Origin of the sequence: Photorhabdus hindustanensis, from assembly GCF_002968995.1 — a bacterium.
Lineage (GTDB): Bacteria > Pseudomonadota > Gammaproteobacteria > Enterobacterales > Enterobacteriaceae > Photorhabdus > Photorhabdus akhurstii.
Map to the genome: position 1 here is coordinate 68,561 of NZ_PUWT01000022.1, position 16,339 is coordinate 84,899.

Annotated in this window: 10 protein-coding genes and 1 tRNA gene; 4 read left to right on the forward strand and 7 right to left on the reverse strand. The window is 41.8% G+C overall.

The genetic code is table 11. The features are described 5' to 3' along the window. Positions 1–11: 11 nt before the first annotated feature. From C6H66_RS08865 to ubiG, 5 genes are all read right to left on the reverse strand, one after another. The gene (locus C6H66_RS08865) at positions 12–1,025 is read right to left on the reverse strand and encodes a Gfo/Idh/MocA family protein (RefSeq protein ID WP_105395384.1); all 1,014 of its coding nucleotides are present in this window, start codon (positions 1,023–1,025) and stop codon (positions 12–14) included. A 368-nt stretch (positions 1,026–1,393) separates the two neighbouring features. Continuing rightward, positions 1,394–1,660, reverse strand: a complete 267-nt coding sequence (gene yfaE, locus C6H66_RS08870) for a class I ribonucleotide reductase maintenance protein YfaE (protein ID WP_046396004.1) — start codon at positions 1,658–1,660, stop codon at positions 1,394–1,396. Next, complete coding sequence (nrdB, locus tag C6H66_RS08875; RefSeq protein WP_036781046.1) at positions 1,660–2,790, reverse strand: class Ia ribonucleoside-diphosphate reductase subunit beta; 1,131 nt, start codon at positions 2,788–2,790, stop codon at positions 1,660–1,662. Before nrdB ends, yfaE begins: the two co-directional genes overlap by 1 nt. A 12-nt stretch (positions 2,791–2,802) precedes the next feature. Beyond that, positions 2,803–5,094 (reverse strand): class 1a ribonucleoside-diphosphate reductase subunit alpha, encoded by a 2,292-nt coding sequence (gene nrdA / locus C6H66_RS08880; protein ID WP_065389827.1) that lies wholly within the window; start codon positions 5,092–5,094, stop codon positions 2,803–2,805. Positions 5,095–5,460: 366 nt separating this feature from the next. After that, positions 5,461–6,183: a bifunctional 2-polyprenyl-6-hydroxyphenol methylase/3-demethylubiquinol 3-O-methyltransferase UbiG gene (gene ubiG / locus C6H66_RS08885; RefSeq protein ID WP_046396006.1), complete on the reverse strand. Its 723-nt coding sequence runs from the start codon at positions 6,181–6,183 to the stop codon at positions 5,461–5,463. A 190-nt stretch (positions 6,184–6,373) separates the two neighbouring features. Here ubiG and gyrA point away from each other — a divergent pair, with 190 nt between their 5' ends. Both gyrA and rcsC read left to right on the forward strand, forming a co-directional pair. Beyond that, positions 6,374–9,001 carry a DNA topoisomerase (ATP-hydrolyzing) subunit A gene (gene gyrA, locus C6H66_RS08890; RefSeq protein WP_046396007.1) on the forward strand — a complete coding sequence of 876 codons (2,628 nt, stop codon included), beginning with the start codon at positions 6,374–6,376 and terminating at the stop codon, positions 8,999–9,001. Between the two features lie 169 nt (positions 9,002–9,170). Further along, positions 9,171–11,987, forward strand: coding sequence for a two-component system sensor histidine kinase RcsC (gene rcsC / locus C6H66_RS08895; protein ID WP_105395385.1), 2,817 nt, complete (start codon positions 9,171–9,173; stop codon positions 11,985–11,987). 117 nt (positions 11,988–12,104) lie between these two features. Here rcsC and rcsB read toward each other — a convergent pair whose 3' ends face one another. Beyond that, positions 12,105–12,758: a response regulator transcription factor RcsB gene (gene rcsB / locus C6H66_RS08900; RefSeq protein ID WP_036814974.1), complete on the reverse strand. Its 654-nt coding sequence runs from the start codon at positions 12,756–12,758 to the stop codon at positions 12,105–12,107. A 3-nt stretch (positions 12,759–12,761) separates the two neighbouring features. Beyond that, a complete protein-coding gene (gene rcsD, locus C6H66_RS08905; RefSeq protein ID WP_105395386.1) occupies positions 12,762–15,452 on the reverse strand; it encodes a phosphotransferase RcsD in 2,691 nt (896 codons plus the stop codon). A gap of 202 nt (positions 15,453–15,654) precedes the next feature. Between rcsD and C6H66_RS08910 the strand changes: the two genes are divergently transcribed. Further along, positions 15,655–15,742 (forward strand) — tRNA-Ser (locus tag C6H66_RS08910). Between the two features lie 401 nt (positions 15,743–16,143). Then, the coding region (locus C6H66_RS08920) for a helix-turn-helix domain-containing protein (RefSeq protein WP_181150167.1) at positions 16,144–16,339 on the forward strand (196 nt) is incomplete at its 3' end.

Sequence of the window (16,339 nt, forward strand, 5' to 3'; positions counted from 1 at the left end):
TAAAAACCGATTTATTCATTTTTATATTGTAAATAATTCTTCATTCTATAATCTTTTAATACTTGGTCGATTACCCAACTGGTTCGTGAGCCTGATTCTCCTGTTGATGGGCAAAGTCCTTTTCCTTGTAATTCATTGATGATAGTGTTAATCAATGGCATTTCTATATGTACTGGATTGTCAATATTAAATTGGTGTAATTTATTGTTCTGGTCATAATGTGAAATGGCTGAATTTCCAAAGGTGGAAAAAGATATTTTTCCTTTATTGCCAATTATTTCAACATTATCATGTCTGGAATTCGATGCAAAATTCCATATACCCACACCTTGAATATTATTTTCAAACATAAATGACATTGATACGCAATCTTCCGCAGAATAAATATTTCCCTGAGAGTTTGCATGCCCTTTAACAGAAATAATTCTTCCTAAAAGAAAGTCTAATATATCAAGAGTATGACATGCTAAATCAACAAATAACCCACCACCGGAAATTTCGGGCTTAACAACCCAAGGTAAATGATGAGGATCTTGGTAACATTGCTCTATCTCTCTATAAAGTATACAGTTTACTATCCTTGGTGTCCCTATCGCGCCAGACTCAATTAATTCTTTGATCTTTAAAAATCTTGGCAATGCTCTTCTGTAATAAGCTACAAATAAGGGAACATTTTGGGATTTACAAGTCGCGATCATCTCATTACATTCTTCGAATGTTAATGCCATAGGTTTTTCTACATATATTGCTTTACCAGCTTTAGCTGCTAAAATGGTATATTCTTTATGTGTAGAGGGCGGTGTTGCAATATATACTGCATCAATGTCTTTGTCATTAATCAGTGAATCAGCGTCAGAATACCATTTAGGAACATGATGTCTCTTGGCAAAGTCTTCTGCTAAATTAGCGTTGCGCCGCATTACTGCAACTAATTCAGAATTATCTAATTTATAAAAGGCAGGGCCACTTTTTACTTCAGTAACATCACCGCAACCAATAATGCCCCATTTTATTGTTTTTTTCATCGTCGTTTCCTTGATATTATTGTGTTTAATTGTTTGTTAATTAAACATTGATAGAGGTTATATTACAAATATAATTTATACTATTATTTCAATAAAATATATATTTATATAGCATGTTTTTTACTCTTGAATCAAGCGAGTTAATGATTGTTCTCGAATTTATTATTATCTATTAATTCAGTGTAATCTATAGGATTATGGAGAGTAAATATTGATTTCAGCGGTAAATTCTAATGAATATATTAAAGAGGAGAAAAGCAATAATATGGTCTTTCTTCTAAAAGAAAGACGTAATAACTGAAAGAATCGGTTATTACGTTTTACCACCTAGGAACGGCCTGAAATAATTACGCCTATTGGGATAGGTTCTAAAGCTCAATCTCAATATCACTGAGTGGATGACAGCAGCAGGGTAAAATCTCGCCTTCATTAATAAAAGCCAGCGGTTTGCGTCGATAGCCGACTTTGCCTTTTATCAATCTGACACGGCAAGAGCCGCAATAACCCTCGCGGCACTGGTATTCAGCTTGTATTCTGCCTTGCTCCAGCGCTTCTAGTAGACTGTTATGCAGTTCGGGAGAGCTGTAGATATGATAACCCTGCATACCATGCAGGGTTACTTTGTAGCTTGTCATCAGAGTTCAAAATCACTCAAGTCGTCAGGGTTAACCTCAGCATCAATCTGACCAACCAGATATGAGCTAACTTCAACTTCCTGCGGCGCTACTTGAACGTTGTCAGACACCAGCCAAGCGTTAATCCACGGAATCGGGTTAGAGCGCGTTTCAAATGGTAGTTTCAGCCCGACAGCCTGCATACGAATGTTAGTAATGTACTCAACATATTGACACAGAATATCTTTGTTCAAACCAATCATGGAACCTTCGCTGAACAGGTAATCCGCCCACTCTTTTTCTTGTTCCGCCGCCTGAACAAACAGGTCATAGCACTGTTGTTCACACTCTTTGGCGATTTCTGCCATTTCTGGATCGTCCTGACCAGAGCGCAACAGATTCAGCATATGTTGTGTGCCGGTCAGATGTAGTGCTTCGTCACGGGCGATCAATTTGATGATTTTCGCGTTACCTTCCATCAATTCGCGTTCAGCAAAGGCAAATGAACAGGCAAAACTGACGTAAAAGCGGATCGCTTCCAGCGCGTTAACGCTCATCAGGCACAGGTACAGTTGCTTTTTCAGTTCACGCAAGCTGACAGTGATGGTTTTACCGGCAATCTGATGCGTTCCTTCACCAAATAGCTGGTAGTGATTAGTCATCTCAATCAGATCATCGTAATAAGCGGAAATATCTTTCGCCCGTTTCAGAATCTCTTCGTTGGTGACAATATCATCAAATACAACCGCCGGATCATTAACGATATTCCGAATGATGTGAGTGTAAGAACGTGAATGAATCGTTTCAGAAAAAGACCAAGTTTCAACCCAAGTTTCCAGCTCAGGGATGGAGATCAAGGGCAGAAAAGCCACGTTCGGGCTGCGGCCCTGAATAGAGTCCAGCAGCGTTTGGTATTTTAAGTTACTAATAAAAATATGCTTTTCATGGTCAGGCAGCGCATTGTAGTCAATGCGGTCGCGAGACACGTCAACTTCTTCCGGGCGCCAGAAGAAAGAGAGCTGTTTTTCGATCAATTTCTCGAAAATTGGATACTTTTGCTGGTCATAACGGGCTACGTTTACCGGCTGACCAAAAAACATCGGTTCTTGTAACTGGTCGTTTTTTACTTGTGAAAAAGTGGTATAGGCCATAACTTCCTCAAATTAAATCTTACACGCGCCGCCTTCACAATCGGAATCAGCAGATTCCACGACTTCTTCCAGGTCATCCTGAACGTCTTCCGCACCATCACGGGTATTGTGGTAATACAGCGTTTTCACACCATATTTGTAAGCGAGCAGCAAATCTTTCAGCAGCTGATTCATCGGCACTTTTCCACTTGGGAAATGTGTCGGATCATAGTTGGTATTGGCAGAGATCGACTGATCGATAAATTTCTGCATGATACCAACCAACTGCAAGTAGCCATCATTGCCGGGCATTTGCCATAAGAGTTCATAAGCCCCTTTCAGACGCTCATATTCCGGGACAACCTGGCGTAAAATGCCATCTTTTGATGCTTTAATGCTGATGTAGCCACGAGGCGGCTCAATGCCGTTGGTGGCGTTAGAGATCTGTGAAGAGGTCTCTGACGGCATCAAAGAAGATAATGTCGAGTTGCGCAGACCATGTTGTTTGATCTCGTTGCGCAATGTTTCCCAGTCATAGTGCAGCGGTTCATTGGTCAATGCATCCAGCGCTTTTTTATAGGTATCGATAGGTAGGATACCTTTAGAATAGGTGGTCTCTTTAAACCACGGGCAAGCGCCTTGCTCTTTCGCCAGTTCATTAGAAGCTTTCAGCAGGTAATACTGGATCGCTTCAAATGTTTTGTGAGTCAGATTGTTCGCGCTGCCATCGGAATAACGTACACCGTGTTTCGCCAGATAGTAAGCATAGTTGATAACACCAATGCCTAATGTACGGCGACCCATTGCCCCTTGTTTGGCGGCAAGGATAGGGTAGTCCTGATAATCGAGCAGGGCATCAAGGGCACGAACCGCCAGAATAGCCAGTTCTTCCAGCTCATCAAGATTTTCAATGGCTCCCAGGTTGAATGCAGATAAGGTACACAACGCGATTTCACCATTTTTATCATTGATATCATTCAATGGTTTGGTTGGCAGTGCAATTTCCAGACACAGATTTGATTGGCGCACTGGGGCGACCAAAGGATCAAATGGGCTGTGAGTGTTGCAGTGATCTACGTTCTGAATATAGATACGGCCGGTAGAAGCACGTTCCTGCATCATCAGGGAGAAGAGCTCAACCGCTTTCAGACGTTGCTGACGGATATTGCTGTCTTGCTCATATTTGGTGTACAAGCGTTCAAATTCATCCTGATCGGCAAAGAATGCATCATATAGCCCCGGAACGTCGGATGGGCTGAACAGGGTGATCTCTTCACCTTTGATCAGTCGTTCGTACATCAGTTTGTTAAGTTGTACGCCATAGTCCATGTGACGAACACGGTTCCCTTCAACGCCACGGTTGTTTTTCAATACCAGCAGGCTTTCAACTTCCAGATGCCACAATGGATAGAACAGTGTGGCGGCGCCGCCACGAACACCCCCTTGAGAGCAGGATTTTACCGCGGTCTGGAAATGCTTATAAAAAGGAATACAGCCAGTATGAAAGGCTTCACCATTACGGATTGGGCTTCCCAAGGCGCGAATACGGCCTGCGTTGATACCAATACCGGCGCGTTGAGAAACATATTTCACAATGGCGCTAGAGGTCGCATTAATGGAATCCAAGCTATCGTCACATTCAATCAGCACGCAGGAGCTGAATTGACGGGTAGGGGTGCGTACACCTGCCATGATCGGAGTTGGCAGAGAAATTTTAAATGTCGAAGCCGCGTCGTAAAAACGGCGAATATAGTCCAGACGCGTCTCTTTCGGATAACCGGAGAACAGGCAAGCCGCCACCAGAATATAGAGGAATTGGGCGCTTTCATAAATTTCACCGGTAACGCGATTCTGAACCAGGTATTTACCTTCAAGCTGTTTGACCGCCGCATAGGAGAAGTTCATATCACGCCAATGGTCAATAAACGCGTCCATTTGCTCGAATTCTTCTTTCGAGTAGTCTGCAAGCAAATGCTTGCCATATTTGCCCATTTCCACCATACGGGATACATGATCATAGAGTGCTGGCGGCTCGAATTGACCATAAGCTTTTTTACGCAGATTGAAAATTGCCAAGCGGGCGGCCAGATACTGATAGTCAGGCGCATCGCCGGAGATAAGATCAGCGGCAGCTTTGATCATCGTCTCATGAATATCTGAGGTTTTGATACCATCGTAAAATTGGATTTGGGACCGCAGTTCTACTTGTGATACCGAGACATTTTTCAGCCCATCGGCTGCCCAGTTAACAACCCGGTGGATTTTCTCAAGGTCAATTCGTTCTTTGTGGCCATCACGCTTTGTTACTAGCAGACTATGGTTCATGGACAGGCATACCTTACATTTACTTTCAGATTCGTTCCCACCTGCTTTGTGTCTTTGCTCAGACCAAAACATAACCCTCTCAGTGGCGAAGAAACCCACGAGAGAGTAGTGGTAATGGAATGTTAAGGAACACAATATGTAGGGGGTACACTAAATAATGACAACAAGATAATGTTAAAAGCGGCTTTTATCAAGTGCACAAAAATACGGATTCTTGTGGATAACTTGAGGACTAAATTTATTAAAAAGCCGGAAGCCTGCATCATTACTAGCGGTTGCTCTGACAGAAACACCGGCAAAAATGAGTAAAAAAATTCCTGAAAATATGATTCATTTGCCGATTTATTAATCTGCCAGATGAATATGTCAGACATACCGGGTGTGTAACATATAATTGACGTCTACATTGTGACCAAGGCTAAATTTATCCGTCAGCAGGTTGTAATGCAGGCCGATAATATGCTGTTCTTGTAGAGGTGTGCTGTCAATCCAGCCTATCAACTCTGATGGCCGGATAAATTTCTTCACGTCATGAGTTCCTTTTGGCACCATTTTCAGAATATATTCCGCGCCGATTATCCCTATAAGCCAGGCTTTTTTGTTGCGGTTAACGGTAGAAAAAAAGGCGTGCCCGCCGGGTTTCACTAACTGAGCGCAAGCACGGACGACCGATTGTGGATCTGGGACATGTTCCAGCATTTCCATACAGGTGACGATATCATAAGCTTGTGGATATTTTTCGGCGTGGCTTTCCACAGTTTCCTGTACATAAGTCACGGGGATACCTGTTTCAAGGGCGTGCAGTCTGGCAACTTCAAGTGGTTCCGTACCCATATCCAGCCCGGTCACTTCTGCCCCTTCACGGGCCATACTTTCTGACAAAATACCGCCGCCACAGCCCACATCTAAGACTTTTTTACCGAAAATACCGTCAGAACGCTGCAAAATATAATTCAAGCGTAGCGGGTTAATTCGGTGCAGCGGCTGAAATTCACCATCCAAATCCCACCAGCGAGAAGCAATTGCTTCAAATTTCTCTATTTCCTGTTGATCAACATTGTTTGGGGTGGACGGGGTTTTGATGTTCATCAGCGGTTGTCGCTCCTTAAACTTTCTTAAAACAGGCGGATTCACTCTGTTCTGAGCAGGGTTTACTCAGTTCTGAGATAGTATACACGGCTTAATTTTTAAATACCCGTATCTGATTTTTATAAAACTGTTGGTTTGTGGTATAGTTCTAAACCTTTGAATTCGGAATGTATGAGGGATAGTGGGCTCCATGAGCGACATTGCCAGAGAAATCACCCCGGTCAATATCGAAGAAGAGCTGAAAAGCTCATATCTGGATTATGCGATGTCTGTAATTGTCGGGCGTGCACTACCAGATGTTCGAGACGGACTAAAGCCGGTACACCGCCGCGTGCTTTATGCCATGAGTGTACTGGGAAATGATTGGAATAAACCCTACAAGAAGTCTGCCCGTGTTGTCGGGGACGTCATCGGTAAATACCATCCACATGGGGATAGCGCAGTCTACGACACGATTGTTCGTATGGCTCAGCCGTTTTCCCTGCGCTATATGTTGGTTGATGGTCAGGGTAACTTTGGTTCAGTCGATGGAGACTCAGCCGCCGCTATGCGTTACACCGAAGTACGTATGGCGAAAGTTGCCCATGAGTTGCTAGCGGATCTGGAGAAAGAGACTGTCGATTTTGTGCCAAACTATGATGGTACAGAGCAGATCCCGGAAGTGATGCCGACCAGAGTACCAAACCTGCTGATCAATGGCTCTTCTGGTATCGCAGTGGGTATGGCGACTAACATTCCTCCTCATAACTTATCCGAAGTTATTGATGGTTGTCTGGCTTATATTGAAGATGAAAACATCAGCATTGAAGGGCTGATGCAGTATATTCCTGGCCCGGATTTCCCTACTGCCGCGATTATTAATGGTCGTCGCGGTATTCAGGAGGCTTATCGGACTGGCCGCGGTAAAATTTATATCCGTGCCCGTGCGGAAATTGAAGTTGATGAGAAGAATGGCCGTGAAACGATTTTAGTGCACGAAATTCCTTATCAAGTCAACAAAGCCCGCCTAATTGAAAAAATTGCCGAATTGGTGAAAGAAAAACGCATTGAAGGGATCAGTGCGCTGCGTGACGAATCCGATAAAGACGGCATGCGGATCGTGATTGAAGTGAAGCGGGATGCGGTGGGGGAAGTGGTTCTGAATAACCTCTATTCCCTGACTCAGCTTCAAGTCTCTTTTGGCATCAACATGGTGGCCCTGCATCAGGGGCAGCCGAAGCTGCTGAATCTAAAAGATATTATTTCGGCTTTCGTATGCCACCGCCGTGAAGTGGTCACTCGTCGTACCATCTTTGAATTACGCAAAGCCCGTGAACGCGCCCATATTCTTGAGGCATTAGCTGTCGCATTGGCGAATATCGATCCGATTATCGAACTTATCCGTCTTGCTCCGACACCCGCCGAGGCAAAAGCCGCATTGGTTGCTAAGCCGTGGGAATTAGGCAGTGTTGCCGCCATGCTGGAACGTGCCGGTGATGATGCCGCCCGTCCTGAATGGCTGGAACCACAATATGGTGTACATGACGGTAAATATTATCTGACCGAACAACAAGCTCAAGCCATTCTGGATCTGCGTTTACAGAAACTGACCGGCTTGGAGCATGAAAAACTGCTGGATGAATATCGTGAATTGCTGACATTAATCGGCGAATTGCTATTCATTCTGGAAAATCCTGAGCGCTTGATGGAAGTGATCCGTGAAGAGTTGTTGGCAATTAAAGCGCAATATAGCGATGCCCGCCGTACTGAAATCACGGAAAATACGGCTGATATTAATATTGAAGATTTGATTAATCAGGAAGATGTTGTTGTCACGCTGTCACATCAAGGGTATGTCAAATATCAGCCGTTATCTGACTATGAAGCGCAGCGCCGTGGTGGTAAAGGTAAATCCGCAGCGCGTATTAAAGAAGAAGATTTTATTGACAAGTTGTTGGTTGCCAATACTCACGATACGATCCTCTGCTTCTCCAGCCGTGGCCGCCTGTACTGGATGAAAGTTTATCAATTACCGGAGGCTAGCCGTGGTGCGCGTGGTCGTCCGATTGTCAACCTGTTGCCGTTAGAGCAAAATGAGAGAATTACGGCGATTCTGCCGGTGCGTGAATATGAAGAAGGGTTGTATGTCTTCATGGCTACTGCCAGTGGGACCGTGAAGAAAACCGCGTTGCAAGATTTCAGCCGTCCGCGCAGTGCCGGTATTCTCGCCGTTAATCTCAATGAAGGTGATGAGCTGATCGGCGTTGACCTGACTGACGGTAGTAACGAAGTTATGTTGTTCTCCGCGGAAGGGAAGGTTGTTCGTTTTGAAGAGGAAGCGGTTCGTTCAATGGGGCGTACAGCGACCGGTGTACGTGGTATCAAACTGAATGGTGAAGATAAAGTGGTTTCTCTGATTATCCCGCGTGGAGAAGGAGAAATTCTGACTGTCACTGAAAACGGTTATGGTAAACGTACTGCTGAAAACGAGTATCCAATTAAATCCCGTGCAACGCAGGGGGTTATCTCGATTAAAGTCAGCGAACGTAATGGTAATGTGATTGGTGCAATTCAGGTTGAACCGACCGATCAGATAATGATGATTACTGATGCCGGCACGTTAGTGCGTACAAGGGTATCGGAAGTCAGCGTTGTTGGCCGCAATACTCAAGGTGTAACACTTATTCGTACTGCGGAAGATGAGAAAGTTGTCGGTTTACAGCGGGTTGCTGAGCCGGAAGATGATGAGGACGGGCTGGCGGCAGAAGGGGAAGAATCGAAAAGCGATAACACCGATTTACCCGATGCTAATAGCAGCGAGTCAGTTGATCCGGTTTAAGTGAAGATATTTTTACTTAATTAAGAAACAGGTACTTCGGTGCCTGTTTTTTAAAAGGGATTTTTATTAATATTGAAATATGCGATCGATGGGTCTTTGTAATCTTTAAACTCTGGTATATCTTGTCATGAATGACGTTGAATGATGCCGGTTTTTATTAGGTAACCTTTTGAGATATCTTTCTTCTTTTCGTACATCGCTAAAAATATCCCGTTATCTTTTCCGGGTGCTTGGCCTAATGCTGTGGGCGTTAGGCGCTTTATTAACAGCTTTTTACTTGGTTAATATCTTTAATGAAGTCAAGTCGGATATTCGGCAAGAATACAATGCTAATTATGATTCCACGCTCTCTTATGTGCGTCATACAGCAAGTGTTCTGCGGGATATCCAATATATGACAGAGAAGCATTTACTGAATTCTAATGGGAAAAATGCTATTTTTGATTTTCCCCATAATAGCCCGGCGTTTTCTTATCATCCTTTAAACCAAAGCGCTGACTGTCGTACTTTTCGCAACAACACTCATAGTTATTTAAATTCGTTAAATAACCTCATCTTCTATTGGAAAGATAATCTTGCGGCGCCTCAGGGGTTGAATCAGGTTTTTCTGGTGGGTACGCAAAGTATGTGTATGGTGAATTTTTCTATCCGTAATACCTCGACTGAACCTGATACGCTGAAAAAAATAGTTTATGAAAACTCACGCAGACTTATCAGCTTGAAAGATCAAGGTAAAGAACGAAATGTTTATTGGGTTATTCCTGGTGCAAGATCTGATAGCGGTCATCTCTACGTATTGGCGCCGGTATATGTCAATGGTCAGATGGTTGCAATGATAGGCATTGAACAATTCATCAGATTGGACTCTTTTATTCAAAGACAAGACCGCCCAATTTCAATAACGTTATTGAATCGCAGTAATCAACCTGTGTTGCACTATCCAGCAAATGATGACTATAAACTTCATTATGCCGATTATCAGTTGGAAGCGCCTTATTTTGGCTATGATGATAATTTCACCGATTTACTGTTAAAGCGCCGGTTAATGCCATCTTCATTCAGTATCATTTACGCGCTGCCGCTGAAAACTATTTTTGAAGGTTTTAAGCTACAGATTATTAGCAGTATTGTGCTTAATGTGTTATCTGCCTTTGTTATCATTGTTCTGGTGTATCTGTTTGAACGGAAAATGTTTGCTCCGGCTGAGGAGAATGCAATTCGGCTAGAGGAGCATGAACAATTTAATCATAAAATTGTCGCTTCAGCGCCGGTTGGGATCAGTATATTGCGGGTCAGTGATGGGAGTAATATTCTAAGTAATGAGTTAGCTCATAATTATTTAAGAATGTTAACGCATGAAGATCGGGAACGTATTATTCATATTATTTGTGACAGAACCAGCAGTTATGTTGATGTCGTAACCAGTAATAATCATCATCTACAAATCAGTTTTGTTCATTCCCGCTATAGGAATGAAGAGGTGGCGATTTGTGTTTTGGTTGATATTAGCGTCCGTGTACGGATGGAAAAATCATTACAGGAGATGGCGCTGGCATCGGAACAGGCTAACTATTCTAAATCTATGTTTTTAGCTACCGTCAGTCACGAGTTGAGAACGCCGCTTTACGGTATTATTGGCAACCTGGAATTATTACAGGCGCATTCGTTGCCTATTGAATCTATTCGTTTGTTATCAACGATGAATAATTCTTCAGCGTTGTTGCTAAAAATTATCAGTGATATTCTCGACTTCTCAAAAATTGAATCTAAACAGCTTAAAATTGAGTCTAGAGAATTTTCCTGTCAGGAAGTTATCTCTCATGTTATTTCTAACTACCTGCCGTTAGTGGTGAAAAAACCATTGACCTTGTATTGCTATATTGAACCGGATGTACCGGATTATATCTGCAATGATCCGGTTCGATTACAACAAGTTATATCTAATTTGTTAAATAATGCGATTAAATTCACTGATACCGGATGTGTGGTTATCCATGTGACGGTTGATAGAGATTATTTATACGTCAGAATAAAAGATACTGGCGTCGGTATTTCTGATAAAGCGCTGGTTCAGTTGTTTGATCCATTTTTCCAGATCATGCCCAATACGGAAAGTTCATCTCAAGGAACGGGGCTTGGTCTGGCGATTTGTGAAAAACTTATCAATCTGATGGATGGTGATATCGAAGTCATTTCACAACCACAGATAGGGAGTATGTTTTCTATTCGTTTACCTTTATATGGTGCGAAATATAGGCCAAACACTCAGCTAATCAATGAGTATCAGCGAAAAATCATCTTGGCTATACGTAATCTTTATCTGGAGGAATTTTTACAGCGTTTTCTGGTTCATCATGGCTTACACACTATTTTGTATAGCGGGCAAAGCACTGATGGTAGTGAAATTATTATCAGCGATTTCCCTGATGCTGTGACTTCCCCGGTATATGGTTATATTGAGTTATCGACCGACTATATTGGCTCACCGGAACAAATCAGAGAAAACTATTGGCTACACAACACTTACCATCTACATGATTTACCGGTAATGATTGAGCGACTGATTTCATCGAATCATAATGTGGTATTAAATACCGCACCACCTGTTTTTCAGATAAATACCCGGTTTAATACTATTATGGTTCTGGTGGTGGATGATCATCCCATCAACCGCCGTTTATTGGCCGATCAATTGAAATCCATTGGTTTTCAAACAGTGATGGCAAATGATGGATTAGATGCGTTGGAATATTTGAAAAAAGGGGGGATTGATATCATTCTGACGGATGTCAATATGCCCAATATGGATGGTTATGCGTTAACAATGTACTTACGGAATGAAGGGTGTAAGCTGCCGATTATTGGTATTACGGCAAATGCGCTGGCAGAAGAAAAACAGCGCTGTATTGATGCAGGAATGAATGATTGTTTGTCTAAACCTGTTTCCCTGGTGACTCTTAGACAGGTACTGACGGAGATGATTTGAACCGATGATTCTTAAAACGATGAGTTAAAACGGTGAATTAAGGCAATGCCCGGCATAAACAAGTAGTTGCCGGGCATCGGACGACTTTCATATTAAAATTAAAATAATGAACGGTATCTACTGAACATTATCGTTTGTATCGATAGTGACAGAAGCAAGGTAATTGAGTAATGCAATGTCGTTATTTACCCCCAGTTTTACCATAGCTGATTTTTTCTGACTGCTGATAGTCTTGACACTGCGTTTCAGTTTTTTGGCAATGTCTGTTACCAAAAAGCCTTGGGCGAATAGACGTATAACTTCACTCTCTTTTTGTGATAACGGTTTATCTCCATAGGGGGCTTTCGTCACTTTTTTCAACAGTTCAGAAACGCTTTCTGGCATAAATCTTTCCCCTTCTTTCAGGGCCGTCAATACATCAGGTAAATCTGTTGGTGCTCCTTGTTTTAAGACAATGCCTTCAATATCAAGTTCGAGTACAGCACTTAAGATTGCTGGATTATTGTTCATGGTTAAAACAATGATTGATAGTCTGGGATAATGGCGTTTGATGTATTTAATCAAATTGATTCCATCGCCGTATATGTCGCCAGGCATAGACAGATCAGTGATCAATACGTTTGCTTTAATACAGGACAGATTGTTGATCAATGTGGTCGAGTCTTCCGACTCAGCGACGACATTGATCCATTCAAGCCGCTCAAGTGATTTGCGGATGCCAAACAGGACAATTGGATGATCATCAGCAATAATGACGTTAAGGTTATTCATCTATTAGTTACCCTGCTGCAATAGCCTATTGGTTAAGGATTCAATACGGCTAATGCTATTCTTAATCTCTATTTCGTTACTGTCTGTTATGTGTTGTTCCAGTGTTTCGCAAGAAAGTTTGAGGAGTTCTAGGTCTAACATAGCAAAGACGCCTTTCAGGCGATGTGCTGTTTGCGAAAGCGATATCAGATCATATTGTTCTATGTCAGTATACAGCTTATTAATATCTATCGGTACTGTCTCGACAAATAATTGTCGGTAATCGCTATCAATGAGCTGTTTTTGATAACTATTTATGACATTGCCAAAATCGTAATCACTGCTTTCATCGTTAAATGCTGGCATTTCCGAATTTGCATTAAACTCGTTAAAACTGAAACTTCTCTCAATTAATAACGAAATGGCATTGATAACCGATTCACCCAGATTGTAGTTACACCTAATATAGTCAGGTTTTATCTGCTCAAAACCGGCCAGATTATCGACCAGTAATATAGTCGATTTTGCCGAATCGTAGGGTTTATCGGTCAACATGATATCGTACTCTCGATTCATATTTTCTTGCTTTTTATCGAAGTAAACTGCGCCATAATGATGCAGATGATTTTGCACAATCTTACGGATCTCCGTATTGCTGATATCCAGCAAGGCAGTAATGTCTTCCAGTAGCGGCGGGCATTGGTCTTGGCCGATGATTAAAGGCAGATTGATAGCATAGTGCGTACCCAGGTTGGGTTTGCTGTTTATAGTAAAATGCCCATTTAATTTTCTACATAATTGGTTACATAGATAAAAGGTCAGTCCTGAATTGGATTGATATTTATCACCTGTCGCGTTACTTAAAAATGGATAATTCAAATTTGTTAAATCTGTTGAATTAAGTCCAGCCCCTGTATCTATAATTTCAATTTGAATTTGTTCTTTGTATTCCTGAGAATAATTAACGATGAGAGATATTTTGCCATAAGATGTGAGCGTGATTGCATAATTGACTAACATCAGGACAATCTTACTGATGGCGGTGCTATCGCCAATAAATAGTGATTCAGGATTAATATTACAATGATAATAATAATTCAATCCTTTATTATTCATCTTAGAAAATACTTTCTTAATAATATCTTCTAAAATGATTGATAATGAAAACGATTCATTTTTTTCTTGCCATTCACCTGATTCTAATTCATTGAGTAATGAAATATTCTCGATCCAGTCGGATATATGTTCGGATTTAGATAATAAATTATCAACGATACGAACACTATTTTCTTCTGTGAGAATTTGTTTCAGTTGGTAAGCGATATGATCTAATTCCTTTATTGGTTGTTTTAATTCAGAACGAATGTTGGTCAGCATAAAACGCCGAGCTTGTACACTCTTATCGTGTTCCAGATGAGCAAGTTGTAGACGCCTGCTAATTAATGCTTCCTGATCTTTATCTTGCAGTAAAAACAGATAAGTTTCTGGCAACAGGCGAATGCTGGACATTTTAATTTCATAGACTGAATCGTCAATTGACGTTTGGATGACACCATGATGTTGCTTTGCCATCATTTTAATTTTATTTAAATCGACATTCGGCAACAGATGATCGGCTATGTTATTGCACATAATTATTTGATTTACTGAGAAATCATAAATCAATAGGCCAATCGGGATATTAGAGATAATATCGTGACTTAACGCGTCCTTGACTTGTAATTCGTGGTTCATAAGAGCGTTTGGCGCGATATATTTTCTACGAATGTAGATAAGCCCACCTAGAGAGAGGATAATAAATACTGAATCAGCCAGTAACAACCAGATGTTTCTGTATAACAAATCGATGAGCAAATCCTTGAGTGATATCCGATACAGCAGTTTGTATTGTGTACCTTTGAGTGATTGAGAAAATTCGAGCCAGAAACCATTTTGTGAGATATTAACTTTATTGATTTCATGAGGGGGTTGTTCGTCATCCGATAATAAACTGAAATTTGCCGCTGCCATATCAATAGGAAGAAGATGGCAAATAGGTAAATCGAAAGCGATAACTGTTGCCAATTGACCCGGTGAATTGAATGTTGCTCGGTAAGTATAAAAATAGATATTTTCGCCATTTAACTTACGGATGGATGAAATATTTTCCCGTTCGTCTAACGCGGTGGATTGCATTAGCATTTCTGAACGTTTTGATTCGGCAGTCAGTGTTAGATAACTTTCTTTAAATCTCAATTCCGGTTTAAGAATAGAGTGAGTTGTTATCAGAAACAGACTATTATCTTTACCATTCAGATAGTACATGGAGTTGTATTCATTGCGAGTGCCCCACAAAATTTCCATATAATTGGAGAGGCGTTGTGCCAACTCGACACTTGCAGCGCTGTGATGACCAAAAATAATCGTGTCGATGGTTTGATAACGATTCTCAAGCCAGTAAACATCAGGCCGTAGCTTCATTGGTGTGACGAGTTCTTGCGGTTTAAAAGATGAGCTATTGGCTTGTTTAAAGATAGAGTTAGCGTGATAACGATAATCTTCTATCTGTAATACTATTTTGGTTGCAACACTATTTAGCGCATACTTTTTCCCCATTAGCCAGGCATTGAAGTAGTTATAGCTGTATAAAAACAGGGAAATAAAAAGCAGAATAATGAACAGACCGTAGTAACGGTTTATGGTTGATGAATTAATAGAAAACTGTTTGTTATACATTCGTTGAGTAGAAGCCTTAATAATTGCTCGAGCTTGTTAAATTGGTGAATCTCATGATTCTATCTATTTAGGCTAATTTTAGCAGGATCGGAGCTGGAAAGGATATTATAGATTGAGGATTGAGCGAACAGTAAAAAAATCACAGAATTTTTAAGATAGAGACTAGACATATTATCATGTTAGGAGCATAATCCCGCGTCATGGAAGGATGGCCGAGCGGTCGAAGGCAGCGGTCTTGAAAACCGCCGATGGGAAACCATCCTAGAGTTCGAATCTCTATCCTTCCGCCAAATAGTGACCCTACGCACAGAAAGTGCGTAGGGTTTTTTAGTTTGTGCAGAGGCTCATTACGCACGGGTATATTCAATATTGCGGGTATGTTTATTATGGCTGGGGTCATAATGCTAATATGACTGATAGGGTACAGCGCATAGCAATTATAGAAGCCTTGCCACTGAGCGAGGGGAGAACAACTCAGCAAATTAAACTATGAAGATTAGAGCCTTTTACTTCTTGACCTTTTAGCAAAATCCGCCGTAAACCCTCGCCCAATGCGGGCGGTGATATAAGGCGAAAAGCCCGCAGGGCTTTCAGGTTATTAACCATCACGTTCACTGGCAGCCCGGGGGGGGGGGGGACACGGCCCAAAAAAGCGGTTAAAATACATAAACTATCCCGATGAGCGCTGATGATGTTAAGAGCCACCAAAGTCCGCATTTACCCGACACCCGAACAGGCTGATTATCTCAATGCTCAGTTCGGTGCGGTCCGTTTCGCGTACAACAAGGCGCTCCACATCAAGAAGCACGCTTATCAACGCCACGGGGTGAACCTCAGCCCGCGTAAAGACCTCAAGCCCTTACTGTCAGTGGCGAAAAAATCCCGCC

Coding starts and splice junctions, on each gene's coding strand:
- C6H66_RS08865 (WP_105395384.1), bottom strand. CDS start 1,025: ATGAAAAAAACAATAAAATGGGGCATTATTGGTTGCGGTGATGTTACT.
- yfaE (WP_046396004.1), bottom strand. CDS start 1,660: ATGACAAGCTACAAAGTAACCCTGCATGGTATGCAGGGTTATCATATC.
- nrdB (WP_036781046.1), bottom strand. CDS start 2,790: ATGGCCTATACCACTTTTTCACAAGTAAAAAACGACCAGTTACAAGAA.
- nrdA (WP_065389827.1), bottom strand. CDS start 5,094: ATGAACCATAGTCTGCTAGTAACAAAGCGTGATGGCCACAAAGAACGA.
- ubiG (WP_046396006.1), bottom strand. CDS start 6,183: ATGAACATCAAAACCCCGTCCACCCCAAACAATGTTGATCAACAGGAA.
- gyrA (WP_046396007.1), top strand. CDS start 6,374: ATGAGCGACATTGCCAGAGAAATCACCCCGGTCAATATCGAAGAAGAG.
- rcsB (WP_036814974.1), bottom strand. CDS start 12,758: ATGAATAACCTTAACGTCATTATTGCTGATGATCATCCAATTGTCCTG.
- rcsD (WP_105395386.1), bottom strand. CDS start 15,452: ATGTATAACAAACAGTTTTCTATTAATTCATCAACCATAAACCGTTAC.